General features: G+C 56.9%; 23 protein-coding genes and 1 other RNA gene. 3 read left to right on the top strand and 21 right to left on the bottom strand.

Annotation, left to right across the window (positions count from 1 at the left end):
* Nucleotide 1 precedes the first annotated feature (1 nt).
* Both accB and aroQ read right to left on the bottom strand, forming a co-directional pair.
* A complete protein-coding gene (accB, locus tag H7F08_RS05535; RefSeq protein WP_024893330.1) occupies nt 2-469 on the bottom strand; it encodes an acetyl-CoA carboxylase biotin carboxyl carrier protein in 468 nt (155 codons plus the stop codon).
* Nucleotides 470-488: 19 nt separating this feature from the next.
* On the bottom strand, nt 489-947 hold the full coding sequence (gene aroQ / locus H7F08_RS05530; protein ID WP_010641211.1) for a type II 3-dehydroquinate dehydratase: 459 nt from the start codon (nt 945-947) through the stop codon (nt 489-491).
* Between the two features lie 234 nt (nt 948-1,181).
* Between aroQ and H7F08_RS05525 the strand changes: the two genes are divergently transcribed.
* Together H7F08_RS05525 and H7F08_RS05520 are read left to right on the top strand one after the other, a co-directional pair.
* Complete coding sequence (locus H7F08_RS05525; RefSeq protein ID WP_142089289.1) at nt 1,182-2,039, top strand: diiron oxygenase; 858 nt, start codon at nt 1,182-1,184, stop codon at nt 2,037-2,039.
* A 59-nt stretch (nt 2,040-2,098) separates the two neighbouring features.
* Nucleotides 2,099-2,482: a hypothetical protein gene (locus tag H7F08_RS05520; protein ID WP_226831455.1), complete on the top strand. Its 384-nt coding sequence runs from the start codon at nt 2,099-2,101 to the stop codon at nt 2,480-2,482.
* 16 nt (nt 2,483-2,498) lie between these two features.
* On the opposite strand, the gene ftsZ is transcribed toward H7F08_RS05520, so the two are convergent.
* From ftsZ to rnpB, 17 genes are all read right to left on the bottom strand, one after another.
* Nucleotides 2,499-3,668: a cell division protein FtsZ gene (gene ftsZ / locus H7F08_RS05515; RefSeq protein WP_010641217.1), complete on the bottom strand. Its 1,170-nt coding sequence runs from the start codon at nt 3,666-3,668 to the stop codon at nt 2,499-2,501.
* Nucleotides 3,669-3,709: 41 nt separating this feature from the next.
* A complete protein-coding gene (gene ftsA, locus H7F08_RS05510; protein ID WP_031569570.1) occupies nt 3,710-4,999 on the bottom strand; it encodes a cell division protein FtsA in 1,290 nt (429 codons plus the stop codon).
* Between the two features lie 30 nt (nt 5,000-5,029).
* Nucleotides 5,030-5,884 (bottom strand): cell division protein FtsQ/DivIB, encoded by an 855-nt coding sequence (locus tag H7F08_RS05505; protein ID WP_031569568.1) that lies wholly within the window; start codon nt 5,882-5,884, stop codon nt 5,030-5,032.
* Nucleotides 5,877-6,803, bottom strand: a complete 927-nt coding sequence (locus H7F08_RS05500) for a D-alanine--D-alanine ligase (RefSeq protein WP_031569566.1) — start codon at nt 6,801-6,803, stop codon at nt 5,877-5,879. The genes H7F08_RS05505 and H7F08_RS05500 overlap by 8 nt, the downstream gene beginning before the upstream one ends.
* A complete protein-coding gene (murB, locus tag H7F08_RS05495) occupies nt 6,796-7,683 on the bottom strand; it encodes a UDP-N-acetylmuramate dehydrogenase (RefSeq protein WP_031569564.1) in 888 nt (295 codons plus the stop codon). The genes H7F08_RS05500 and murB overlap by 8 nt, the downstream gene beginning before the upstream one ends.
* Entirely contained in the window at nt 7,680-9,074 is a 1,395-nt protein-coding gene (murC, locus tag H7F08_RS05490) for a UDP-N-acetylmuramate--L-alanine ligase (protein WP_193640051.1), read from the bottom strand. The genes murB and murC overlap by 4 nt, the downstream gene beginning before the upstream one ends.
* On the bottom strand, nt 9,067-10,149 hold the full coding sequence (gene murG, locus H7F08_RS05485) for an undecaprenyldiphospho-muramoylpentapeptide beta-N-acetylglucosaminyltransferase (RefSeq protein WP_193640050.1): 1,083 nt from the start codon (nt 10,147-10,149) through the stop codon (nt 9,067-9,069). Before murG ends, murC begins: the two co-directional genes overlap by 8 nt.
* The gene (gene ftsW / locus H7F08_RS05480; protein WP_031569558.1) at nt 10,142-11,317 is read right to left on the bottom strand and encodes a putative lipid II flippase FtsW; all 1,176 of its coding nucleotides are present in this window, start codon (nt 11,315-11,317) and stop codon (nt 10,142-10,144) included. The genes murG and ftsW overlap by 8 nt, the downstream gene beginning before the upstream one ends.
* Nucleotides 11,314-12,663, bottom strand: coding sequence for a UDP-N-acetylmuramoyl-L-alanine--D-glutamate ligase (gene murD, locus H7F08_RS05475; protein ID WP_031569556.1), 1,350 nt, complete (start codon nt 12,661-12,663; stop codon nt 11,314-11,316). Before murD ends, ftsW begins: the two co-directional genes overlap by 4 nt.
* 1 nt (nt 12,664) lies before the next feature.
* The gene (gene mraY, locus H7F08_RS05470; RefSeq protein ID WP_031569554.1) at nt 12,665-13,747 is read right to left on the bottom strand and encodes a phospho-N-acetylmuramoyl-pentapeptide-transferase; all 1,083 of its coding nucleotides are present in this window, start codon (nt 13,745-13,747) and stop codon (nt 12,665-12,667) included.
* Nucleotides 13,747-15,099 carry a UDP-N-acetylmuramoyl-tripeptide--D-alanyl-D-alanine ligase gene (locus H7F08_RS05465; RefSeq protein WP_081577449.1) on the bottom strand — a complete coding sequence of 451 codons (1,353 nt, stop codon included), beginning with the start codon at nt 15,097-15,099 and terminating at the stop codon, nt 13,747-13,749. Before H7F08_RS05465 ends, mraY begins: the two co-directional genes overlap by 1 nt.
* Entirely contained in the window at nt 15,096-16,547 is a 1,452-nt protein-coding gene (locus H7F08_RS05460) for a UDP-N-acetylmuramoyl-L-alanyl-D-glutamate--2,6-diaminopimelate ligase (RefSeq protein WP_193640049.1), read from the bottom strand. The genes H7F08_RS05465 and H7F08_RS05460 overlap by 4 nt, the downstream gene beginning before the upstream one ends.
* Nucleotides 16,534-18,312, bottom strand: coding sequence for a peptidoglycan D,D-transpeptidase FtsI family protein (locus tag H7F08_RS05455; RefSeq protein ID WP_031569550.1), 1,779 nt, complete (start codon nt 18,310-18,312; stop codon nt 16,534-16,536). The genes H7F08_RS05460 and H7F08_RS05455 overlap by 14 nt, the downstream gene beginning before the upstream one ends.
* Nucleotides 18,309-18,572, bottom strand: coding sequence for a cell division protein FtsL (ftsL, locus tag H7F08_RS05450; RefSeq protein ID WP_024893343.1), 264 nt, complete (start codon nt 18,570-18,572; stop codon nt 18,309-18,311). The genes H7F08_RS05455 and ftsL overlap by 4 nt, the downstream gene beginning before the upstream one ends.
* Complete coding sequence (gene rsmH / locus H7F08_RS05445) at nt 18,562-19,515, bottom strand: 16S rRNA (cytosine(1402)-N(4))-methyltransferase RsmH (protein WP_031569548.1); 954 nt, start codon at nt 19,513-19,515, stop codon at nt 18,562-18,564. Before rsmH ends, ftsL begins: the two co-directional genes overlap by 11 nt.
* 2 nt (nt 19,516-19,517) lie before the next feature.
* Entirely contained in the window at nt 19,518-19,973 is a 456-nt protein-coding gene (gene mraZ / locus H7F08_RS05440) for a division/cell wall cluster transcriptional repressor MraZ (protein WP_024893345.1), read from the bottom strand.
* A gap of 321 nt (nt 19,974-20,294) precedes the next feature.
* Nucleotides 20,295-20,639, bottom strand: an RNA gene (gene rnpB, locus H7F08_RS05435) — RNase P RNA component class A.
* Between the two features lie 137 nt (nt 20,640-20,776).
* On the opposite strand from rnpB, the gene H7F08_RS05430 reads away from it, so the two are divergent.
* Nucleotides 20,777-21,043 (top strand): hypothetical protein, encoded by a 267-nt coding sequence (locus H7F08_RS05430; RefSeq protein ID WP_010641245.1) that lies wholly within the window; start codon nt 20,777-20,779, stop codon nt 21,041-21,043.
* On the opposite strand, the gene H7F08_RS05425 is transcribed toward H7F08_RS05430, so the two are convergent.
* Nucleotides 21,015-22,355 carry a CCA tRNA nucleotidyltransferase gene (locus tag H7F08_RS05425; RefSeq protein ID WP_031569546.1) on the bottom strand — a complete coding sequence of 447 codons (1,341 nt, stop codon included), beginning with the start codon at nt 22,353-22,355 and terminating at the stop codon, nt 21,015-21,017. The genes H7F08_RS05430 and H7F08_RS05425 overlap by 29 nt on opposite strands.
* Before the next feature lie 4 nt (nt 22,356-22,359).
* Complete coding sequence (locus H7F08_RS05420) at nt 22,360-24,093, bottom strand: AMP-dependent synthetase/ligase (RefSeq protein ID WP_031569545.1); 1,734 nt, start codon at nt 24,091-24,093, stop codon at nt 22,360-22,362.
* Nucleotide 24,094 lies beyond the last annotated feature (1 nt).

The following is a 24,094-nucleotide window of genomic DNA, read 5'->3' as shown; positions in this document are numbered from 1 at the left end:
ATCAATCCTCTGGTGCAATAATAAAGAGTGGTTCACCGTATTCTACGGGCTGGCCGTTACTGGCCAGCACCTTGATGATTTTGCCGGAGACATCCGCCTCAATTTCATTCAGCAATTTCATGGCTTCGATAATGCAAAGTGTCTGACCAGCCTTGACGGTGCTGCCTTCTTCAACAAAAGGCGCAGCTTCCGGTGAAGCAGCCCGATAAAAGGTGCCGACCATGGGGGACTTGATCATGTAGCCCTGGGGGGCGGTTTCAGGTGCTGCAGTGGCTTCAGGAGGCCGAGTTACTTCTGCAGCCGGTGTTGGCAGCGGGGCTGGCTGAGTGTGATAGGTCACATTTTGCGGGGCGACGGGCGCTGCATGTCGGGTAATACGCACCTTACTTTCACCTTCCACAACTTCAATTTCGTCAATAGCGCTTTTTTCAAGTAATTCGGCAAGGCGACGAATGAATTGGATATCCATACTTTTCCTTATTATGCGTTTAGTCGGGGCGTGAAAAACGCCGGTAAATGGCTTCCAGCGCGAGGAAGTAGCCATCAGCACCCAATCCGGCGATGACCCCTTGGGCCATGTCGGAAAAGTAGGAATACTGACGGAAGGGTTCCCGCGCATGAATGTTGGACAAATGTACCTCAATGAACGGAATCGCCACGGCACTCAGGGCATCCCGCAGGGCCACGCTGGTGTGGGTAAACGCAGCAGGATTGATGATGATGTTGGTGACACCCTGCTTGGGTGCAAGCTGCACGGCATCTATCAATTGATGCTCGGCATTGCTTTGCAAGCTGCTCAAGGCCCAACCCCAGGCATTGGCCATGGCTACCAGTTTGGCGTCTATGTCGGCCAGGGTACTGTGGCCGTAGTGTGCCGGTTCACGCTGACCCAGAAGGTTCAGGTTCGGTCCGTGCAGTACCAATATGTGAGGATTAGATACAGCCATGGCTTCCGCGTAACATCAAGAATAAACTGAAGTCTGCCGCAAATGCGCGCATAAATCTAGGTCGAAGCACTACATCAGCGCCTCATGATTTTTCGCAGGCATCGCCCCACGCGTTGATTTGACGTAGAATACACCCAATATATAGTTCATAGGGGTTGCTGGCAGTATGGTGCAGCCCAGACAGGTCGCTGCGACCTATTGTGATTGACGACGCCGGAGAGAGGTGGCTTTGCCATGTTATACCCTGAATTATTTAAATCCCTGGAGGCCGCGCGTTGGAATATGGCGACAGATATTCCCTGGGATCAGTTTGATCGGAGTCTGGTGAGTGAAGAGCAGCTGCGCACCATTAAGATGAATGCTGTGACCGAGTGGTCGGCGCTGCCGGCGACGGAAATGTTTTTGCGTGATAATCGCGATGATTCTGATTTTTCGGCATTCATGTCCATCTGGTTTTATGAAGAACAGAAGCACGCGCTGGTCTTGATGGAATACCTGCGCCGCTTTGCCCCCGAATATCTCCCGACTGAGGAAGAGCTGCACAAGGTGCGATTTGAATTTGATCCTGCCCCTGCCATGGAAACCCTGATGCTCCATTTTTGTGGGGAAATTCGTTTGACGCATTGGTACAAATGCGCGGCGCAGTGGCACAGCGAGCCGGTCATTCGTTCCATTTACGAAGTGCTGTCCAAAGATGAAGCGCGGCACGCGGGCATTTATCTGAAATATATGCGCCGGGCCATTGAGCGCCTGGGAGACTCGGCGCGTCTGGCTTTCGCTAAAATTGGCGTATTGATGGCCAATACCAAGACAGCAAAGGCTTTGCATCCGACCAACTTGCATGTGAATAAAGAGATGTACCCTGAGGATAGTGTCCAGAGTCACCTGCCGGATCCGGGCTGGCTGGAGCAATGGCTGGATACCCAGATTCATTTTGATGCCATCTGGGAAGGCAAGGTCATCAACGGCATTTTGCGCAATCTTTCCACTCTGCTTGAAATTCCCATCCAGAGTGCCAAGGATCTAAGCCGTTATCGTAAGGCCATGTCCAGTGCAAACCGCGAAGCATCCGGGCATATGGCCGCTGGCTGACATCAGGACGTTTAAGTATGTCAGATGCGTCCTGGCGGAGTATGAGCCTGGAGGAAAGGTTGAAATGGGCACTGAGTCCTGAACTGCCCGGTCACTATCGTCCCTTCCTGCTGAGGGAGCAGTGGGTACAGACGCGCTGTTACTTTGCCAGACGCGTGGATTTGCTGCCCGGAGAAGTAGCTGCATTGGCTCGGGATGACGACTACGTGATCCGCTTGTGCATTGCGAAAAGACCGGATTTATCAGCGGAACAGGTGGCGGAGTTTTGTGCGGATAGGGATCCCAATGTGCGTTATGCCATTGCCCGAAATCCCCTGCTGACGGACATTCAGCGCGCCGGGCTGCTTGCCGATCAAGACGAGTTGGTAAGAACAGCCGCAGCCAAGGGGCCACGGCCTAGTCAGGAGCGCTGTCGTCCGGGTCAGGCGCCGTTATTGCGCTGACCCGGCGGTACCGACCTTAGTCAGCCTGGCGGCGCAGAAAGGCAGGTATATCCAAATCGGCAAAATCCTGAACCCCGGAGCTACGGTTAGAGGTTGAAGCTGGTGCCGGACGTTCGTTATGACGCATACCCACGGGTATGTCGAGATTGCGCCAGTCGGAAGGGGTGCTCGGATTGCCGGCACTGGCAGCCCCACGACCCCGGATGTTCTCCACGGCCAAACGTACAGGTTCGCGTTGCAAACCCGTAGCCACTACAGTGACGCGTAACTCCCCATCCAGGTCAGGATCCAGCACTGTACCGACCTTCACATTGGCGTCATCTGCTGCATAACCGCGAATCAGCTCGCCGACTTCCTGGAATTCGCCCAGGGTCAGGTCCATACCTGCCGTGATGTTGACGAGAATACCGCGTGCCCCGGAGAGGTTGATGTCGTCCAGTAACGGGCTAGATGCGGCGCGGGTCGCTGCATCTCTGGCGCGGTTTTCACCCTTGCCACTGGCGGCACCCATCATCGCCAGACCCATGCCTGACATGACCGTACGCACATCGGCAAAATCCAGGTTCATCAGGCCGGGACGGGTGACCAGCTCGGAGATACCCTGCACCGCGCCCAACAAAATGTTGTCCGCTGCCTGATAGGCATCCTTGAGACTGATGGATGTGCCCAGAACGGCCAGCAGCTTCTCATTGGGAATAATGACCAGAGAATCGACATGCTGGGAAAGTTCGTCGATACCGGAAAGTGCATGCTGCTGGCGTTTTTTGCCTTCAAAATTGAAGGGTTTGGTTACCACACCAACCGTCAGAATGCCCATATCCCGGGCAATGGCAGCAACAACAGGAGCAGCACCCGTACCGGTTCCGCCACCCATGCCGGTAGTGATGAATACCATATCCGCTTTTTCGAGGGCTGCACGAATATCATCGCGACCTTCTTCCGCTGCCTTGCGGCCGACTTCCGGATCAGCCCCGGCGCCCAGACCACGGGTAATCTGCGCACCCAGCTGAATGGTGCGGCTGGCCTGTGAGTGACGTAAAGCCTGGGCATCCGTATTGGCGGTGATGAATTCCACCCCTTCCAGACCCGCTCCGCACATGTTGTTGATGGCGTTACCACCACCACCGCCGACGCCGATGACCTTGATGACGGCGCCGTCCTGTTCGCATTCGTTCAATTCATACATGATATTTCTCCTGATTCGTTAAGTATGAGTGTTGGTGGGGATCAGCCGAAGCTGGTCTGGACCCAGTTGCGCATTTTCCGGAAAACACCGCCAAAGCTGGTGTCCATGCCGGCATGTCCCTGGCCCTGATCTTCATAGGCCGCCCTGGGCTGGACGACAACGGCGGCTTCGCCTTGTCCGGCGGGTTGATTATGTAATCCGTACATGACCAAGCCTACGCCCGTGGCATGTCCAGGTACCCGAACCACGTTTTCCATCCCCGGCAAATGCATGGGTTCACCGACGCGAACCGGCAGGTGAAGGATTTCTTCTGCCAGTTCGGCAATGCCTTCCAGACGGCTGGAACCGCCGGTAATGACGACGCCAGCGGCAATCAAATCTTCATAGCCGGTGCGTCTTAGTTCTGCCTGGATGAGTTCAAACAATTCCTTGATGCGGGGCTCAATGATGTCACCGAGAATGCGCCGGGAAATGGTGCGGGGCGGGCGGGTGCCGACGCTGGGGACCGAGATTTCATCATCCTGCTGAATGAGATCACCCAGAGCGCAACCGTATAATTTCTTGATTTGCTCAGCTTCGACGGGTGGGGTGCGAAGACCCAGGGCAATGTCATTGGTCACCTGATCTCCGGCGATGGGAATGACGGCCGTATGGCGGACGGCCCCATCGCGGAAAATGGCGATATCGGTAGTCCCGCCACCAATATCCACCAGACAAACACCCAGCTCTTTCTCGTCCTGGGTAAGCACGGCGTCTGCCGAGGCCAGCTGTTCGAGGACCAGATCCTGGACTTGCAGTCCGCAACGTTCCACACATTTGGCGATATTCTGGGCGGCACTGACAGCACCCGTAACAATATGTACCCGGGCTTCCAGGCGTACTCCCGACATGCCGACCGGTTCGCGAACCCCTTCCTGGCTGTCAATCATGAATTCCTGGGGCAGAATATGAATGACGTTCTGATCCTGCGGGATCACGATGGCGCGCGCCGCGTCCATGACCCGACCTACATCATCATTGCTGACTTCCTTGTTTTTGATGGCGACAATACCGTGGCTGTTGTAGCCGCGAATATGTCCGCCGGCGATGCCGACTACCGCGCCATGAATCTGCACACCGGCCATGAGCTCGGCTTCCTGCACGGCACGGGTGATAGCCTGAACCGTGGATTCAATATCCACGACAACGCCTTTTTTCAAGCCCCGGGAGGGGTGCTGACCAACACCGATGATTTCTGCTTCACGACCACCTTTGGACTGCGCAACAATACAGGCCACTTTGGAAGTACCAATATCCAGGCCGACGATGAGTTCCTGATGTCCACGTTTCATTTGCTTTCTCTCCTTCGGATCCGGGATCCGTTACTGACTGTTGACGGTGGTCGCTGAGGGCATGGCGACCGCAAAACCATTGGTATAGCGAAGATCCATTGTGGCTCCGGCTACCAGGTATTCCTTGACCTGGGGGGCAATGGCCACCCAGCGTTTTAAAGCGGGTATCACGTCCTCGCTGCCCAGCAGCAGGCGAACCTGATTATTGAGAATGCAGCGCCATCCACCCCTTTGGTCTTCCTGAAGGGAAACGACCTTCAGGCCCAGTGGGGCAACAATGGAATTAAATTTCGCCAGTTGCGCGAGGAGTTGGCTGCCACTATCGGCGGGTCCGGCTAGATTGGGGAGTCCATTGGGTACTTGTGCTGGGGGAACGCTGAACACTTTTCCCTGGGCATCGACCATTTGCCCGGCACCACCCAGCCAGCGGGCGACCGGCGTGTAGGGTTTGATATTGACCGTCAGGCGGTCGGGCCAGACCCGCCGCACCTCGGCATCGGCGACCCAGGGCAGGGCATCCAGAGAATGGCGGATTTGTTCGGGGTTCGCCCACAGAAAGCCACGCGCCGCATAGGGCTTGAGAACCGTGTTGATTTCGGCCAGAGGAATTTTGGGAGAACTGCCGGTAATGGTCAGGGTGTTGATGGGCATCAGGGAGGGTTGCTGGAGCCATTGCCATCCGGACCATCCTCCCCAGGCGAGAATGCTGATACTCAGTCCACCCGCAAGGAACTTTCCATAAAGCTTCCAGGGCAGGGGCTTATGGGCTTTGGCAGCGGCCTTGACGGGTGCCGTCCGGGGAGCGGCTTTGGGTTTTTCCTTCAGGGTGGCTGCTGGCCGTTGTGGCTGTTGTCCGTGGCGATAATCACGCATGACACTAACCATGATTCACTCTCCTCTGCGCCGTACGCAGTATGGTCTTGCATAATTCGGGGAAATCCATGCCCACAGCTTTGGCGGCCATGGGTACGAGGCTGTGGCTGGTCATGCCGGGAACGCTGTTGATTTCCAGAAGATGTATTTTCCCGGATGCACTGATCATGAAATCGACCCTGCCCCAATCTCTGCCACCCAGTTCGGCAAATGCCCGGAGAGCCAGGGCCTGCAGTTCGGCATCTTTGCCGGCACCCAGTCCAGAAGGCAGCAGATAACGGGTATCCTCGGCAAGATATTTGGCATCGTAGTCATAAAAGGCGTGCGGGGTTTCAATGACAATGGGTGGAAGGGCTTTACCATCGACAATGCCGACCGTGGCTTCATGACCAATGACAGCCGCTTCACAGAGAATTTCATCCTCGAGAGCAAAAGCATCCGTTATGGCTTTCTCCAGTTCTTCCGGCCCATTCACCCGGCTGACGCCGAGGCTGGAACCACCATGATTGGGTTTGATATAAAGCGGCCAGGTAAAGTTTGCCGCGAGATCAGGTCGCGGATCGTGCTGCCGCATCAGCATTCCTTCCGTTACGGGGAGGCCGGCGGCTTTCCAGATCTGCTTGGAACGCCACTTGTCCATGGCCAGTGCCGAACTCAAGACGCCGCTCCCAGTGTAGGGAATGGCAAGGGTTTCAAGGACGGCCTGGAGGAGGCCATCCTCGCCAATGGCGCCATGGCAGACATTGAAGGCGATACGGACGCGTTCATCCTGCAACTGCTGTTGCAGCCGCGCTGGTTCAATATCAATGCCCAGTGCTTCCATGCCACTGCTGCGCAGGGCATCAAGGACTGCCGCAGCACTCAGCAATGACACCTCGCGTTCGCCCGAGGGGCCACCGTATAGGACGGCTATGCGGATGGATTCAGCCATGCTTCACCTCCCCCAGAATGCACATTTCGACTTGCAGCCGGATGCCGAACTGTTGCTGGACCGCTGATTGTACTTCCTCCACCAAGGCCTCAATGTCAGCCGCCCGGGCATCGCCCCGGTTGATGATGAAATTGGCATGCTGGCTGCTGACTTCGGCCTGCCCACGGGCTTTTCCCTTTAACCCGGCCGCTTCAATCAAGCGGGCCGCGTGGTCCCCCGCCGGGTTACGGAACACCGAACCACAACTGGGCCATTCGAGAGGCTGAGTGGCGGCGCGTTTCTCCTGCCAGGCGCGCAAGCGTTGCATGACTGCCGTACTTTCTTCGGGGATCAGGCGGAGTCCGGCCGCAACAAAGCAGGCGTCACCATGGCCGCGAACCTCCCGATAGCCAATCTGGAAATCCTGAGGAGCAAGACGCTGGATTTCACCATGGGGATGAATGACTTCCACCCATTCCACCAGACTCCAGGTATCGCCTCCGTGGGCGCCGGCATTCATGCTCAGGCAGCCTCCCAATGTGCCGGGAATACCCGCCAGAAACTCTGCGCCGGCAAGTCCTGCCTTGGCCGCAAAATGGGCAATTTTTACCGCACCTGCACCGGCGCCGACCCGCAGCAGATCATTTTCTGCCAAAACGATCTGATCCAGGGTGTTGGCGAGGCAGATGGTGGTCCCGCGCAGTCCGGCATCGCGCACCAACACATTACTGCCCAGCCCTATCCAGGTGAGCGGCGGAACCGCAAAATGTCTTAAAAATCCTTGCAGATCTTCCAGGGTGCCGGGTAGATAGAAGCGATCAGCCGGTCCTCCAACCCGCCAGCTGGTATGGCGTTGCATGGATTCTCCCAGGCGCAGGCGGCCACCAATGACCGGCATCATGGGGTGGCCTCCGCAAATACTTCGGCCCATTGACCCGCCAGACGGGCAATGCTGCCAGCGCCCATGGTGAGTAGCACCGCGTTCGCAGGCAGTAGTGCGCGAATCTGCGCGGGGGCATTGAGCAGCTCCGGTAAATAGTGAACGCTTATTCCCTGGGCACGCATGGCCGCGCTGAGTGCCTGACTGCTGACTCCGGGTAAGGCTTTTTCGCCCGCACTGTAAATATCGGTGAGTATGACCAGATCGGCCTGGGCCAGACTGTGGACAAAATCGCCAAACAAGGTCTGGGTTCGGCTATAGCGATGGGGTTGAAAGGCGACTACCAGAGGGCGATCAGGCCATACGGCCCGGGCGGCGCTGATGGTGGCGCTCAGTTCGCGGGGGTGGTGACCATAATCGTCAACAATGGTGATGCCGGTAAACTCGCCGACCTGTTCGAAGCGTCTACCTACCCCGCGAAAATCAGCCAGGGCACTGCGAATGGTCTGTTCGCTCACCCCGACCTTGCTGGCAATGCCGATGGCGGCAAGGGCATTGAGTACGTTGTGTTGTCCAGGAATCCCCAGCTCTACATCCAGCCAGTGCACATAGTCATTATCCACCCGCCGCCAGACCTCAAAGTGACTGCCCACTCCCCTGACGGTCACATTACGGGCCTGCAGGTCCGTATCTGCACCGAATCCATAACGCAGCACCGGCGTGCGTAATTCCGGAATCAGGCCGGCGACCATGGGCTCGTCCGTACAGAGCACGGCAAGACCATAGAAAGGCAGGCGCTGCAGAAACTGCAAAAAGGCATTGCGCAAATTATCGAGACTGTCGCCATAGGTTTCCATGTGGTCGGCATCAATATTGGTGACGACGGCCATGACCGGAGCAAGATACAAAAAGGAGGCGTCCGATTCATCGGCTTCCGCCACCAGGTATTCACCGCTGCCCAGGGCGGCATGGGTGCCAGCACTTTTCAACCGACCACCAATCACAAAAGTGGGATCCAGACCGGCTGCGCCGAGAATGCTTGCGACCAGGCTGGTTGTGGTCGTTTTGCCGTGGGTTCCGGCAATGGCGATGCCCTGTTTGAAGCGCATCAACTCGGCCAGCATTTCGGCGCGCCGAATCACGGGAATACGTGATTCCCGGGCTGCCTGTACTTCTGGATTGCTGTCGGGAATGGCCGAAGAAATCACGACGACATCAGTGCCGCGCACATTGGCGGCTTCGTGACCCGAGAAAATCCGCGCACCCAGATCAGTAAGGCGCAGGGTCGAACTGCCTGGCTGCAAATCAGAACCGGAAACAGCATAGCCAAGATTAAGCAGAACCTCGGCAATACCACGCATGCCGCTGCCACCTATTCCGACCATATGAATCTGTCTGACCCAGTTACGCATGGCTTACTCCTTCGGGGTGCATACAAATTCGGGCGACGGCTGCAGCGGCATCCCCCCGGCTTTGTTGTCTGGCCGCTTCTGCCCAGCGCAGGCGTAAAGCCGGATCGTTGAGCAGGGGGCTGAGAATATCCCGCAATTCCCGGGCATGGAGGTTTTCCTGGCGAAGCATTCGCGCGGCTCCAGCGCTTTCCAGAAACTGCGCGTTGGCTGCCTGATGATCATCCACGGCAAAGGGAAAAGGTACGAGAATGGCTCCCAGCCCTGCCGCTGCCAGTTCGGCGACGGTGGCAGCGCCAGCGCGGCATAGTGCCAGATCCGCCCAGCCCAACGCGACACTGATATCCGGGATGAAAGGCTCGACGCGGGCGTCGATACCTGCCGCCGCATATTCGGCTCGGGTGCTTTCGCAATGATCCTTGCCGGTCTGGTGCCAGATTTGTGGGTGTTGTTCCGTGGGCATGGCTGCTATGGCGGCGACACTGACGCTATTCAGCGCCTTGGCTCCCTGGCTGCCGCCCATAATCAATAAACGTGCAGGCCCCTGATGACTGGCGAAGCGCTCCTGCGGCATGGGGAGTTCGCGGATACTGCGGCGTACCGGGTTACCGACCCATTCACCCCCGGGCAAGCGCGCCCCGGGAAATCCCAGAAAAACATGTTTGGCCAGGGGGGCCAGCAGACGGTTGCTCAGCCCGGCGATGGCATTCTGCTCGTGCAGGCACAGTGGACAACCCATGCTCCAGGCCGCCAGGCCTACGGGGGCCGTCACGTAGCCGCCCATACCCAGCACGGCCTGGCTGTGGGTTTGTTGAATGATTTTCCGGGCCTGAACAACGGCCTTGCTGACCCGCCAGGGCATGCGCAACCAGCGTCCCACGCCTTTTCCGCGAACACCTTGCATGTCGATGGTATGCAGGGGATAGCCGCGTTCGGGGACCAGGCGCGCCTCCATCCCGGCAACGGTTCCGGCAAAGGCCACTTCCACACCCTGATCGCGTAACATGTCGGCGACCGCGAGAGCCGGAAATACGTGCCCGCCAGTACCGCCTGCAGCAATGAGGACGCGTTCAGCCATGCTGTACCTCCTTCTGCATCTGCTCTGTTTGTTGGGCGGAAAGCGCCGGATAACGACGACTGACAGCCAGAACCACACCCAGAGAGGCACAGAGAAATACCAGCGCACTACCGCCGTAACTGATTAGTGGCAGGGCAAAACCCTTGGTAGGAAGAGCGCCAAGGTTGACGCCCATGGACATGACCGCCTCACCGCCGAACCATGTCAGCGTGCCATAGCAGAACAGGGCAAAAAAAGCATCTCCGGCGGCAGCAGCGCGGCGTCCGATCCGATAAATACGCCAGCAGGCCACACTGTAGAAAATGGCCAGTGCCCATACCCCGATCATGCCCAACTCTTCGCCGATCACTGCCAGAATGAAATCCGTATAGGATTCTGGCAGATAAAAGTATTTCATGATGCCATCGCCGAGGCCGACCCCGAAAATACCACCCCGGCCAAAGGCAATCAGGGACTGTACCAACTGAAAACCCGCTCCGTATGGATCTGCCCAGGGATTCTGGAAAGCGGTGATGCGGGCAAGCCGGTAGGGGGCTGATACGGCAAGAATTCCCAACGCGCCACCGGCAACAATGCCTGCCAGTAGAACGTAAGTAATGGGTAATCCGCCCAGGAACAACATGACGCCAGTGAGCAGTACCACCATCGCAAATGAGCCAAAATCGGGTTGTAGTAACAGCAGCAACCCCAGCAACCCCAGCACCACAAAAATCGGCCAGAGTCCTTCCTTGAATTTGCCGAGGAGCTCGCCTTTGCGCACCACATAACGTGCGAGGAATAAGAGCAGGGCAAATTTCAGCAGTTCTGAAGGCTGCAGGCGGACAATGATGAAATTGATCCAGCGATGTGAGCCGTTGACGGCAACGCCGATGACCGGCAAAAACACCATCACCAGGGCGATCAGGGAAATGATCATGAGGGGAAAGGTCATGCGTTCCCAGAAGTCGAGATCAATACGGCTAAAATAGTACAATACGGCGGCGGCCAGAATGACATAAAGGCCCTGACGTTCGGCAAAAAAGAACGGATTACCGGTTTCATGCTGGGCAATGGGCGCGCTGGCGGAATACACCATGATCAGACCAAAACCCAGTAGTACCAGAATGATCCACCACAGAATGGTATCTGCCGGGCCGTTTTCGGCCAGCCACCAGCTTGGACGTTTCATGATTTCCCTCCAGCCAGTTTCTGGACAGCTGCAGTGAACTGCTGCCCCCGATCCTGATAATCCCGGAACATATCGGTACTGGCGCAGGCTGGTGAAAGCAGAACCTGATCTCCGGGCATGGCTCTGGATGCGGCTTTAAGAACCGCATCCTGCATGCTGTCGGCGTAATCTACCGGAATGACATTTTCAAGCATTTGCGCGATTTTTTTGGCATCCTTGCCGAGTACAACAGCGGCGCGCTGATCACGGCAGGCTTGCTGCAACGGACTGAGATCCGCGCCCTTGGCATCGCCACCGAGAATCATCACCAACGGTCCGGATAAGCCGCTCATGGCTTTGAGCGTGGCACCCAGATTGGTTCCCTTGGAATCATCGTAATAATTGACCCCCTGATATTCGGCGACCCAGGCCAGTCGGTGTGGGAGACCGGAAAACTGGCAAAACACTTCCTGAATGGCAGCAAGTGGAAATTGGGCCGCTTCGGCCAGGAGCGCTGCGGCCAGTGCGTTTTCGATATTGTGTCCGCCCTGCATACGCAGATCGGCTGCGGGAAGCAGGGCTCCGCTGTTGCGCAGCGTGAGCCGGTCATTCAGTACATAGGCATCACTGCGCTCATCATGAACAGCAAAGCAACGGATGGCCACGGAGTCTGGGACTTGTCCGGGCAAGCTCGACGTAAAGGCATCTTCGCCGTTCAAAACCAGGACATCACCGGCATTCATGTTCTGAAAAATTCGGGCTTTGGCTGCCCCGTACTGCGCGTAGTCACCATGCCAGTCCAGATGGTCGGGACTGAGGTTCAAAATGGCAGCCACCCGGGGTCGAAAAGTCGTACAGGCATCCAGCTGAAAGCTGGAGAGTTCGAGGATATACCAGGCCGGTTCAGGGCCAGATTCTGGTAATAACTCCAGTGCCGGAGTCCCCAGGTTGCCACCGGTCGCAACCATTATTCCGGCTTTTCGGGCAATTTCGCTGACCAGCGTGGTAACGGTGCTTTTACCATTACTACCGGTGATGGCAATGATGGGTGCCGAGGCTAGCAGTGCAAATAATTCAATATCACCCATGACGGTGATTCCCGCCTTTCTGGCCTTTTGCAAGGCCGGCAGGGTAGGAGCAAGACCGGGGCTGAGCAGAATCAGATCGCTGTCCAGAAGCAGATTTTCAGGAAGCGCCCCGAAATGAAAAGTGACTTGGGGATATTGCGTACGGAGGGTGTCAGCATTTTCCAGGTGGCGGGTATCCGCCACCTGACAATGTCCACCCAGGCGCAGAGCGGTGTTCAGGAGTGATTGTCCGGTTTTGCCGAAGCCGAGGATGAATACCTTTTTGCCGTTGAGTTTCATGTCAGCGGATCTTCAAACTGGAAAGGCCAATGAGCACGAGAATCACGGTGATAATCCAGAAACGCACGGCTACCCGTGGCTCTGGCCAGCCTTTTTTCTCGAAATGATGATGAATGGGCGCCATGCGAAACACCCGTTTGCCCGTCAGCTTGAAGGAGGCCACCTGAATCATCACCGACAGGGTTTCCATGACAAAAACCCCACCCATGATGACCAATACCAATTCCTGTCTGGCGATGATGGCGACAATGGCCAGGGCGGCACCGAGGGCCAGTGCGCCGGTATCGCCCATGAATACTTCGGCCGGATAGGTGTTGAACCAGAGAAAGCCGAGCCCGGCACCAACCAGTGATCCGCAGAAAATCAGCATTTGTCCGGAACCCGGCACCCAGGGCAGATCCAGGTAATGGGCGAATACAGAATTTCCTGAAACATAAGCAAATATTCCCAGGGCTGCAGCCACCATGACGGTTGGGACGATGGCCAGCCCGTCCAGGCCATCAGTCAAATTGACGGCGTTGGAGGTGCCGACAATAACGAAGTAGCTGAAAATGATAAAGCCGAACCCCAAGGGAATCAGGACATGAGGTACAAAAGGAATAATCAGGCTGGTTTCTACGGGCTTATTGGCCAGTCCATACAATACTCCAGCTGCAGCTAGGGCAAACAAGGACTGCAAACCATATTTGGCGCGGGCGGATAAACCTTTGGTGTTTTTACGCCGCAGCTTGCGCCAGTCGTCAATAAAACCTATGGCGCCAAAGGCAAAAGTAGTGACGACCGCCACCCAGACCAAAGGATTGCGCAAATCTGACCAGAGCAGGGTGGTAATGATGACAATCAGCAGAATCAGGGCCCCGCCCATGGTCGGCGTCCCCTGTTTGCTGAAGTGGGTTTCCGGCCCATCATTGCGTACCATCTGCCCGATTTTGTAATAGCGCAGACGGGCAATGAAAAAGGGGCCAATAACCAGGGAGAGGACCAGCGCGGTCAGTATCGCCAGTACGCCCCGTAGGGTCAGATACTGAAACACGTAAAAACCGTGGTATATATGGCCGAGTTGCATGAATAGTGCGTAGAGCATCAGGCGTCTCCAGCCACGAGTGCCTGAACGACACGTTCCATGTGTGCAGCTCTGGAACCTTTTACCAGCACTACCGTTTCCGGATTGAGATGGGGCTGCAGAGCATCAATCAGGGGGGGCAGTTCCATAAAATGCTCTGTACCGGCTGCAAACGCTTCGGCGGCTTTGGCAGCCAGTTGTCCCAGTCCGTAAACCGCATCAATGCCCAGCTGATGGGCCAGAATTCCTGCCTGCCGGTGATAAACTACCGTATCGGGACCCAGTTCACCCATATCTCCGAGTATGAGAATACGCTGGCCGGATTGGGCGGCAAGAACACGTAATGCGGCCTCTAATGAAGCTGGATTGGCGTTGTAGGTGTCATCCAGAACCCGGCAGCCGCCCCTTCCGTTGCGCCATTGCAAGCGCCCGGGGATGGCTTCCAACGCGGCCACAGCACGCTGAATCTGAGGGATGCTGATATCCAGGGCCAGTGCGGCGGTGACGGCAGCCAGGACATTGGCACCATTATGTTTTCCCGGGAGCGGGACTTCGAGGGTGAATTCGCCCTGGGGGGCGCGTACATCCAGTTGGCCGCTGCTTCCTGAACGATCCTGCCAATGTCCACGGACGCGTACCGGGAGGTTGTTCAGACTGAAGCGCCACACTTCGCCCGGAGCTTTTTCTGCCCAGAAGTCGGCAAATTGATCGTCACCATTCAAAATGCTGATGCCACGATTGTCCAGTCCCGAGAGAATTTCGCCCTTGGCCGCCGCGACGGCAGCCACAGTTCCGAGTCCCGCCAGATGGGCGGGGCCGGCATTGTTGATGAGGGCCAACGTTGGTTTGGCCAGTGCGCTGAGCAGGGTGAGTTCGCCGGGATGGTTCATGCCCATTTCCAGTACCGCATAGCGATGTTCCACCCCCAGTCTTGCCAGGGTCAGGGGCACGCCAATATGGTTGTTCTGATTGCCTTGAGTGGCCAGTACGGGGCCGCTTTCGGCAAGGATGGCTGTCAGGACTTCCTTGACCGTGGTTTTGCCACAGGAGCCGGTAACCGCCAGCACCGGTATGTTGAAACGCTGGCGCCAATGCTGTGCCAGGCTTTGCAAGCTTTGCAAAGTGTCCTTGACCACTACTCCGGGCGCATCCACCTGACGGTTGCTGAGTACGGCGGCCGCGCCCTGGGCTAAAGCTGCCGGAACAAAGTCGTTCCCATCAAAGTGTTCTCCGGTCAGTGCAACAAACAGTTTGCCAATCATGGGTTGGCGACTGTCCGTGGCAATGCCGTGTATTTCGTCCTTTCCCTGGCTGCCAGGCAGAAGCTGGCCACCGGTGATGCGGGCTATTTCGTTGAGGGAGTAGCGCATCATGGGCGCAGTGCCTCCATCGCTACCTGTTGGTCATGAAACGGAGTTTTCTGACCCATGATTTCCTGGGTGCGTTCATGTCCTTTACCGGCAATCAACACCCAATCCCCACTTTGGGCCTGGTGGATGGCCTGGTGGATGGCCGCTGCCCGATCATGAATGACCTCAATGGCCTCAGGGTGCTGCATGCCCGCGAGAATGTCGCGAATAATGTCGTCGGCATTTTCACTGCGGGGATTATCATCTGTAAGCGTGACCCGGTCGGCCAGAAGTTCGGCAACTTTTCCCATTTCCGGACGTTTTCCCCGATCCCGATCGCCGCCGCAGCCGAAAAGCACATGGACCTGTCCTTTGGCGACGGCACGTATGTCCTTCAAAACCCGTTCCAACGCATCCGGAGTATGCGCGTAGTCGATCATGACCTGTGCCTTGCCGGATATTGCCGGCAGGCGCTGATAACGTCCCTCGGGCAAATCTAGATGGTGAACGTCTGCGTCACTGACTTTCCAGCCCATCCCATGGGCGACGGCCAGGGCGGCCAGGAGGTTTTCGACATTGCTCTGCCCGAGGAGCGGACTACGTAATTGCCGCAGACCTTCCGGTGTACCCAGGGTCAGGAGCGTACCACTGGCCCCGGCATGTATTTCTCGGACCTGAAAATCCCAGGCCCCCGCTCCAAAACCCAGAACATTGACGGAGGGATCGATTTGCTGCGCAATTTGTGCAGAAAAGGGATCATCCCGATTCAGTACGGCCAGTTTCAGATCGGGAAATTTGAACAGACGGGCTTTGGCAGCGCCGTATTGATCCATGTCGCCGTGAAAATCGAGATGATCACGACTGAGATTGGTAAACACGGCCGCAGCAAATGGGACGGCAGCTACCCGGCCCAGGGCCAGGGCATGGGAGGAAACTTCCAGCGCGATGACCTTGGCCCCCCGATCCCGGAGCGAGGCCAGCGTCTCCCAGAGTCGAACGGCTTCCGGGGTGGTGTTGGCATGGGGGACGAGGGCATCAACCGGCCCGTAGCCCAAGGTTCCGATAATCATGGCTGGTTGGGGGGCGAGTTCGGCAATCAGCCGGGTGACGCTGCTTTTGCCATTGGTGCCGGTGACGCCGATCAATAGCGGTGCTGCTCCTTCATCCCAGCGATGCCAACGGCGCAAGGCCTGGCCGAGCTTGTCGCGGAGCTCGGGAGTCTGCCAGCAGGCAGGGCCATTGACTTGCGGAATGACGGCTTCGTGCCCGGCTTCCAGCACGGCGGCCACGGCCCCCGCCTTCCAGGCTTCTGCCAGAAACTGATCGGCATCGCCACGATGATTGTGTAATCCCACGTAGAGCATGCCCGGCTGCAAGCGGCGGGTATCTGTTTCGATGCCGGTTACAGCCAGTTCCCTGAAGGCGTCAGGTACGGCATCAAATAGCCGGGATAGGGGTTCAGTGCGCTGCATCACCCGCTCCTTCTGCCCACTGCTGGGCCTCGGTGACAGTGCGGTATGGATATTCGGCAGTGGTTTTCAGAAGGCCCGGGTCTGGTTGAATGCCCATGCTTTGCAGGGCAGCTGCCATGGTCACCCGAAATACCGGTGCCGCCACGACTCCACCATAGCGCCATCCCTGGGTCGGGGCGCGGACCACGACAGCCATCACCAGGCGCGGGTCCTGAGCAGGGGCAAAGCCCACGAAACTGGTGTTTACCTGGTTTTTATGGAAGCCGCCTTTACCGTTGGCCATGATGGAAGTTCCGGTTTTGCCCGCCACTCTGTAACCCGGGATGCTGGCCAGAAAGCCGGTACCGCCCGGACTGGTAACGCCGCTCAGCCATCGGCTCAGTCGTGCGGCAGTGCTTGCAGGCATGATCCGAACTCCGTTTACTGAGCGGGTATCCTGGCGGATCAGGGTGGGTGCTATATACACCCCTTGATTGGCAATGGCCGCATAAGCGGCCGCCAGTTGCAGGGGAGTTACCGATAAACCATATCCGTAAGCCATCGCCGCTCTGCGGGCAATATCCCAACCCTGCCAGGCCGGCAGCGTCCCCGGACTTTCTCCGGGGAGCCCGAGGCCGCTGTCTTGTCCAAAGCCAGCCTGATGGAGCATTTGAAAAAGATCCGCCGGAGGGGTGCGCAATGATATTTTTGCGGCCCCGATGTTGCTTGAATATTTAAGGACTTGCGCCAGATCCAGATTGTTGTGACGGACATCATCCTGGATACAGAAACGCGCAACTCGAAAACAGTTGGTGTTGACGTTGAAAGTACTGTCGGGCTGGATACTGTTATCGTCCAGTGCCGCTGCAATGGTGAAGGGTTTCATCACGGAACCGGGTTCAAAGGTGTCGGCCACAGCCCGATTATTATAAAGACCAGCCTGATAATCGTGGCGATTATTGGGGTTGAAAGCAGGATAACTGACCATGGCCAGCACTTCACCGGTCCGGGCATTCATGAGCACCGCTGCCCCGGAACGGGCCTGGAAGCGTTGTACGGCCGAGGCCAGAGCGGTGTAAGCCACATACTGGAGATTGCGGTCAATGCTCAAAGTCAGGACTTTGCCGGGCTGGGCAGAATGGGCAGGGCCGTGCAGGCTCAGCGGGTGGCCGTAATTGTCACGCAACCCGGTTTCTTCCCCCGCCTTGCCGGTTAACCACTGGTTATAGGTCAACTCCAATCCTTCAATGCCTTTACCATCTACATTGGTAAAGCCAATCAGTGGGGCCGCAATGCTTCCGGCAGGATAATAACGGCGATTCTCGTTGAGGCTATGCAGGCCGGAAATATGCAGTGCCGATATTTTTTCGGCTCGTTCGGGACTGATCTGGCGGGCGATAAAGGCAAAGTGGCTACCACCCGCATGGACACGGGCATCGAGTTCGTTGACGCTGATTCCCAGGGCGGAAGCCACAAGCGGCCATTGATTTTCCTGGTGGGTGAATACTTGCGGATCTACCCAGAGGGTTTTGACTGGTACGGACAAAGCCAGTGGCTTGCCATCGCGATCAACAATGGGTCCGCGTTGCACCGGCAACGGAAAATGACGCAAATAGCGTTGGGCTCCCTGGTCGCGTAAAAATGGACCATGTTCCACCTGGGCACGCCAGGCCTGAGCCATGACTGCAGCAAAGGCGAGTGTTACGGTTGCCCAAACGGCCGTCGCCCGCCACGCCGGTAATGGGCGTGCGGGGATTTTGGCCGGATAGGCAGAAGTCCGGGTCACTGCGCTTTCACCATGACAATCTGACTGTTTTTGGGGGCGCTCAAGCCCAGCTTCTGCCGGGCGATATCCCCGACCCGCGCATTGGAGGCGAGTGTGGCCTGCTCCAGTTGCAGCTGTCCCCAGCGATTATCCAGGGCAAAATGTTTCGCCTGTGCTTCCTGCAAGGCAATAAACTGGCTTCGGGTGCTTTCCCGTGCAGCTACTATACCGAGCAGCGTTACCATGATGAGAATGGCGAGAATTACCGTATTACGCCGCATGACGTTCACTCCTTTCGGCCACTCTGAGTACCGCTGAACGGGAACGGGGGTTCATCTGAATTTCTTCCGTACTGGCATGAATGGCCTTGCCGACGGCGGACCATGGTAAGGGTGGGATTTCCGCTGCGCGCAAGGGCAGGTCGCTGCTGACCCGAAACGCATCTGCCCGGAAAAAGCGTTTGACCATGCGATCTTCCAATGAATGAAAGCTGATGATGGCCAGGCGTCCGCCAGCACGCAGTACCGCCATGGCCTCTGGAAGAAACTGTTCCAGCTCTTCCAGTTCATGGTTGATAAAAATACGAATGCCTTGAAAACTGCGCGTTGCTGGATTCAATCCGGAGTCGTGACGGGGAATGACCTCGGCGATGAGTTCGGCAAGCTGACTGGTTCGCTGCAAAGGGGTCCGCTCGCGATATTTGACGATTTTGCGGGCAATGGCGCGGGCAAATCGTTCTTCACCGTAGTTTTTCAGTACCTGGCGGATTTCTGTTTCAGGAGCACCGTTCAGCCATTCGGCGGCACTGATGCCGCTGCCGGGATCCATGCGCATGTCCAGAGGACCGTCACGGAGGAAGCTGAAGCCACGTTCGGCTTCGTCGAGTTGCGGAGAAGAGACACCCAGATCGGCGAGAATCGCATCCACGGATTCCCAGCCAAGACTTTCCACAACGCTGCGGATTTCACTGAAGCGTGCCTGGCGGATCAGTACCCGCTCATCGTCGGCAAAGCGGTCTTGCAGTGCCGCGATGGCGCTGGGGTCGCGGTCCAGAATCAATAGCATATCCTGATGCTGAAGCTTTTCCAGCAATGCCGCACTATGCCCGCCACGTCCTCCGGTCACATCCACACAACGTCTGGCTGAGCCCTCGCTGAGGGCGGGTTGGAGCATGGCGACGCTTTCCTGCAGAAGTACCGTAATGTGAGATCCGGACGCGGGCATGTTCACAGGATGAGATCTCCCAGGCTGGCAAATCCATCGTTATTGTTCAGGCTGTTTTCCTGGTAACGATCCCAGCATTGGGCATCCCAGATTTCGAATTTGTTGATTTGACCGACGACGACCAGTTCCTTGTCGATTTCTGCGAAGCGGCGCAGATTGGGTGAAAGTAGGATGCGTGCCTGACTGTCGAGACGCATTTCTTCTGATTGGCCGACAAACATCCGCTGAAACTGGCGGGCGGCGGGATTGTTGCTGGGGAGTTCGGCTACTCGGGCTTCCACTTTTTCCCAGGTGGGAAGGGGGTAGGCCACCAGGCAATGTTCCCCCGGGCGGCTTTGCACATCAATGGTGACGACAATCTGACCGTCGCAATGGGCATTCAGCCAGTCGCGGAAGCGGGCCGGGACGTTCATGCGTCCCTTGCTGTCGAGATTGTGCCGGTGCGTTCCCCTAAACATTTTGCGTTTTACTCTCCAAAACCTTCCACTTTGACCCACTTTTCCCCACAAGCTGAAGAATAGAGGGCGCACATCTGGCTGTCAAGAAGAAATATTGAATAATTACGGCATGTTAGAGCATGTTGATAAAGCTCTATAAAACACTTTAAAGGGTTCTTGTAATCATTGGATTATGCAGTACAAAGTGATTTTGAACGTGTTTGACAGAAAATCAGCAGAGCAGCTGTATGTGCCATGATGTAAATAAATTATCTATTTATTTCATGCAGTTGGGTCGTTGTGTCGGTATTTCTGCCGGAAGCAGATGACGCAAGGAATAAAAATTGGAGTGGGCCGATAAGCCGGGTTCTGTCGTGGACGACCATTCCTCTAGGCCTGCACTTACGCACAGGCTCCAGCAATCTACCCGCATGCACCGCGGACCACGGTATCGCATGCCTATTTGATCTTGCTCCAGGCGGGGTTTTCCCTGCCATTTCCGTTACCGGAAATGCGGTGCGCTCTTACCGCACCTTTTCACCCTTACCGGCGCTTGCGCGCTTGGCGGTATATTTTCTGTGGCACTTTCCGTAGGCTCACGCCCCCCGGCCGTTAACCGGCGCCTTGCCCTATGGAGCCCGGACTTTCCTCCCCAGATAAATCTGCGGCGGTCGTCTGGCCCACTCCGAGGCGGATCATACGCGTTTTCAACAGGACTGTCAGAAGAAAAACCATCCATTTTGCGAACTATACTTTGTTCACATGAATGGGTGGTGTATCGGGTATCCAGGTAACCGGTACTGTTTGCTGAAGGAGTGAATATTATGATTACTGACAATTTTCTGGATGAAGCACGCGATGTTCCCTCAACTACGCCGATGGAAAGAGTGGTGGCCTGGTCCATTTTCCGCAGTCGGGAGGACGCCAGAAAACTGCTCGACCATGTGCATTTGGCGCCCGGGCAGGCGCTGGTAGGCGGGCACGGTCAGGACAGTGTGGCCCCTTATTGGTGGGTTGGTGTGCAGGTACAGGACATGAGCCAATGGGGCAATGCTACGGCGGTTAACAAGCGGGGTCGTTTGGGAGATTGATGGCGGGGATCAGGCCATGTAATGCCCTGAGCAGGGTTTCCTTGTTTTGATGGTTGCCCAAAACCTGTCTCTGGTAGGCGCTGCGCAGGGCCTTGCCGAGTTCTGGTCCCGGAAGAACGCCAAGGTCCATGAGATCGTCGCTACGGATCAGCGCTTCAGGAAGTGTCTCCCAGAGCCCCAGTTTCTGCCAGATTTCGCGGGCTCGCACGATGGATGCCGTATCGCTATGACCTGCACCCCGTGCATCGGCCTGGGCAATGTCCAGGAGCAGGCTGCGGTCAGGAACGCGTAGAGCCAGACGCGCATAGGCCGGTTGCTTGGCCCGATCCCGAAACAGGGCGTGGGGAGCCCCGTGCCAACGGAGTAATGGTAAAATCTGCCGCTGTAGATGTTGTCCGGGAAAATAACGATTCAGGAAGTCGCGTGCCCGGGCAAGGGAATGCTCATGCCCTATGGCCCGCCAGCGATTTTGTGGATCGCGCCGGGTGCTGTCGGCTTTACCCAGATCATGCAAGAGCGCTGCCAGCATCAGGATGAGGTCGCGTGCGGGCTGGCCTTGGCGCAGGTTGGCGGCTTCGGCAAGCACTTTTCCCGTATGTATCCAGGCATCACCTTCAGGATGCGCATCTGGACGCTGGGGTACGGCCTGCAGTGCTTGGAGGGCAGGGAATGCGCGAATGCTACCGGTGAGTGCCAGTGCATCCCAGGCTGCCCGCAGGTTGCAGCCACGCAGCAGGAGCGCCTCCCATTCCTTGCGCAGCCGTTCAGTAGGGATTTCCGACAGTTGCTCCGCCAGTTTTTGGCAAAGTGCGATGCTGCTTGCTACGAGATGAAAATCCAGTTGCCCGACCAAACGCGCAGCCCGGAATGCTCTGAGAGGGTCATCAGCAAAGGTGCCGGGATTCACGATGCGCAGTCGTTTTTTCTGCAGATCGCGCAGCCCACCCACAGCATCCAGTATTTGTCCGGAGCAGCAGTCCCAGGCCAGGGCATTGACCGTAAAATCACGACGCTGGACAGCAATGGACCAGGGCAGGTGCGGGTCTGTCTCGCCGCGTGTTTGGGGCAGGGTAAATTCCGCACCGCCAGCGACCCAGACTGCACAGCGACCACCCACCCGATGTGCAGCAAAAGGCGCCAGGCATTCTTCCAGTCGCGTTTCATTCAGCGCATGGATTTCCATGTCCCAGTCATGGATGGGCAGGCCTAACAGACTGTCGCGAACCGCACCGCCGACCAGCAGCGTCCTTGCCCCCGCACGTTCCAACGCGTTGATTATTGGCGTCAGTTTTGGCGGGATGAATATTTCCATAAACCTAGTTTTTGCGCATCTCGGTTAATAATTCGGCATAGCGTTCGGCCACAACCCGACGTTTGATTTTCAGGGTGGGTGTTACTTCACCATGAGCTTCACTCAGCGCTTCCGGCAAAACGGCAAAACGCCGTACCTGTTCATAGGAAGGCAGATCCTGCAGGGCGGTATGAATGCTTTCCTGAAGAGCCTTGCGCAGGACACTGGTGTCCGGCTTCGCGCCAAAACGCGCCTGCACCTGTTCCGGGTTGGGGAAAATCAGGGCGCTCAGGTAGGGAAGGCGGTCTCCAAAAACGACGGCCTGACTGATAAGCGCCTGGGCCATCAGGCGCATTTCAATTTTTTGTGGAGGAATGTTTTCGCCCGCCGAATTGACGATCAGATCTTTTTTGCGATCATAAATAGTCAGGTATCCATTTTCATCAAGGCTGCCGACATCACCGGTGTGTAGCCAGCCATCCACGATGGTTTCCCGGGTGGCACCGTCATTATTCCAGTAGCCGGTCATGATAGATGGCCCGCGCACCAGGATTTCGCCATCGGCGGCAATACGACCTTGCAAATTAGGCAGGAAGCGGCCGACGGTTCCTGGTCGGATATCATCCAGAGGATTGGCGGCGATGACCGGGCTGGTTTCGGTCATGCCATATCCCTCTACCACAGGCAGGCCGATGTCCAGAAAAAAACGGGTGATATCTGTATCCAGCGGAGCGCCTCCGGAAACGAAAAAGCGCAGACGTCCTCCCAGTTTTTTGCGTAGACCGGAGACTAAAAGGCGACGCGCGACATACCGTTGCCATGGAGGGGCAGAGCGATTACTGTCACTTAACCCGGCGCCGCGCTGCATGAAACGACCGAGCAGGCCATGGCGTTCTTCAATACCACGCCGGACCCTGCTGTAAAGCAACTGAAAGACTCTGGGAACAGCAATGACGATATCAGGATGAGCCGCTTCCATATCGCGCAGGACGGTGTCGGGGCGTTCAGCATAAGCCACTTCCAGTCCGAGCAGGTAAGCGCCAAAATGCCCGGTCCCCCGCTCGAACACGTGTGACAGCGGCAGGATGGACAGCAGTCGCTGGCCGCGCCGCAAGGGGACTAAAGGCAAAAAACCGGCAATATTGCTGAGAATATTGCCATGACTGAGCATGACGCCCTTGGGCCATCCGGTGGTTCCGGAGGTATAAACAATGCTGGCAATCTGCTCACGTTGCAATTCGCCAAGGCGTTCTGCCAGCTCCTGTCTGTGCAGCGTGGTATTGTCCTGTTCGAGTTGTGCCCAGTATTTCAGGCTGGCGCTTCGGGCTGCGTCAGGGTTTCTGAGTAATATGCGTTCATGCGGGACCCCCCAACCCTCGCCACCCATTTTTTCCCACTCATTCTTGCCCTCCAGTAACACCAGTCCGGCACCACTATCCCCCAGAACGTAGTGAATTTCCCGGGGACTAAAACTGGGATAAAGAGGAACCGTGATGGCGCCAATGCTGAGAATGGCGAAATCCATAATGGCCCAGTCCATGGAGTTGGGGGCCATCAATATGACTCTTTCTCCTCTTTTGACGCCTAAGCGCAGCAAACCTTCGGCACGCGCCTGTACCCGGGCCTGAAAATGGGCGGCACTGACTTTCTGGAAGCCCTGGGGCTGGCGCTCCAGGGCAATACAGCCATCTGGATCCAGTGTGCAACGGGCGAACAGCCCTTCGGGCAGACTCCGAAAACGTCCAAGGTCTGCCACCATT

Source organism: Acidithiobacillus sp. HP-11 (assembly GCF_015100075.1).
In the GTDB taxonomy this organism is placed as follows: Bacteria; Pseudomonadota; Gammaproteobacteria; order Acidithiobacillales; family Acidithiobacillaceae; genus Acidithiobacillus; species Acidithiobacillus thiooxidans.
The sequence above is the reverse complement of the archived record's forward strand: the minus strand, read 5'-3'. Positions and strand labels throughout refer to the sequence as shown.

What these genes read in the sequence shown, in the direction of transcription:
- murC (WP_193640051.1), bottom strand. Translation starts at nt 9,074, where the DNA reads ATGCGTAACTGGGTCAGACAGATTCATATGGTCGGAATAGGTGGCAGC.
- murD (WP_031569556.1), bottom strand. Translation starts at nt 12,663, where the DNA reads ATGAAACTCAACGGCAAAAAGGTATTCATCCTCGGCTTCGGCAAAACC.
- aroQ (WP_010641211.1), bottom strand. Translation starts at nt 947, where the DNA reads ATGGCTGTATCTAATCCTCACATATTGGTACTGCACGGACCGAACCTG.
- H7F08_RS05505 (WP_031569568.1), bottom strand. Translation starts at nt 5,884, where the DNA reads ATGGTTAGTGTCATGCGTGATTATCGCCACGGACAACAGCCACAACGG.
- mraY (WP_031569554.1), bottom strand. Translation starts at nt 13,747, where the DNA reads ATGCTCTACGCACTATTCATGCAACTCGGCCATATATACCACGGTTTT.
- mraZ (WP_024893345.1), bottom strand. Translation starts at nt 19,973, where the DNA reads ATGTTTAGGGGAACGCACCGGCACAATCTCGACAGCAAGGGACGCATG.
- murB (WP_031569564.1), bottom strand. Translation starts at nt 7,683, where the DNA reads ATGATGCCGGTCATTGGTGGCCGCCTGCGCCTGGGAGAATCCATGCAA.
- H7F08_RS05500 (WP_031569566.1), bottom strand. Translation starts at nt 6,803, where the DNA reads ATGGCTGAATCCATCCGCATAGCCGTCCTATACGGTGGCCCCTCGGGC.
- ftsL (WP_024893343.1), bottom strand. Translation starts at nt 18,572, where the DNA reads ATGCGGCGTAATACGGTAATTCTCGCCATTCTCATCATGGTAACGCTG.
- ftsZ (WP_010641217.1), bottom strand. Translation starts at nt 3,668, where the DNA reads ATGTATGAATTGAACGAATGCGAACAGGACGGCGCCGTCATCAAGGTC.
- H7F08_RS05420 (WP_031569545.1), bottom strand. Translation starts at nt 24,093, where the DNA reads ATGGTGGCAGACCTTGGACGTTTTCGGAGTCTGCCCGAAGGGCTGTTC.
- ftsW (WP_031569558.1), bottom strand. Translation starts at nt 11,317, where the DNA reads ATGAAACGTCCAAGCTGGTGGCTGGCCGAAAACGGCCCGGCAGATACC.
- accB (WP_024893330.1), bottom strand. Translation starts at nt 469, where the DNA reads ATGGATATCCAATTCATTCGTCGCCTTGCCGAATTACTTGAAAAAAGC.
- murG (WP_193640050.1), bottom strand. Translation starts at nt 10,149, where the DNA reads ATGGCTGAACGCGTCCTCATTGCTGCAGGCGGTACTGGCGGGCACGTA.
- H7F08_RS05460 (WP_193640049.1), bottom strand. Translation starts at nt 16,547, where the DNA reads ATGCAGCGCACTGAACCCCTATCCCGGCTATTTGATGCCGTACCTGAC.
- H7F08_RS05525 (WP_142089289.1), top strand. Translation starts at nt 1,182, where the DNA reads ATGTTATACCCTGAATTATTTAAATCCCTGGAGGCCGCGCGTTGGAAT.
- ftsA (WP_031569570.1), bottom strand. Translation starts at nt 4,999, where the DNA reads ATGAAACGTGGACATCAGGAACTCATCGTCGGCCTGGATATTGGTACT.
- H7F08_RS05425 (WP_031569546.1), bottom strand. Translation starts at nt 22,355, where the DNA reads ATGGAAATATTCATCCCGCCAAAACTGACGCCAATAATCAACGCGTTG.
- H7F08_RS05430 (WP_010641245.1), top strand. Translation starts at nt 20,777, where the DNA reads ATGATTACTGACAATTTTCTGGATGAAGCACGCGATGTTCCCTCAACT.
- rsmH (WP_031569548.1), bottom strand. Translation starts at nt 19,515, where the DNA reads ATGCCCGCGTCCGGATCTCACATTACGGTACTTCTGCAGGAAAGCGTC.
- H7F08_RS05465 (WP_081577449.1), bottom strand. Translation starts at nt 15,099, where the DNA reads ATGATGCGCTACTCCCTCAACGAAATAGCCCGCATCACCGGTGGCCAG.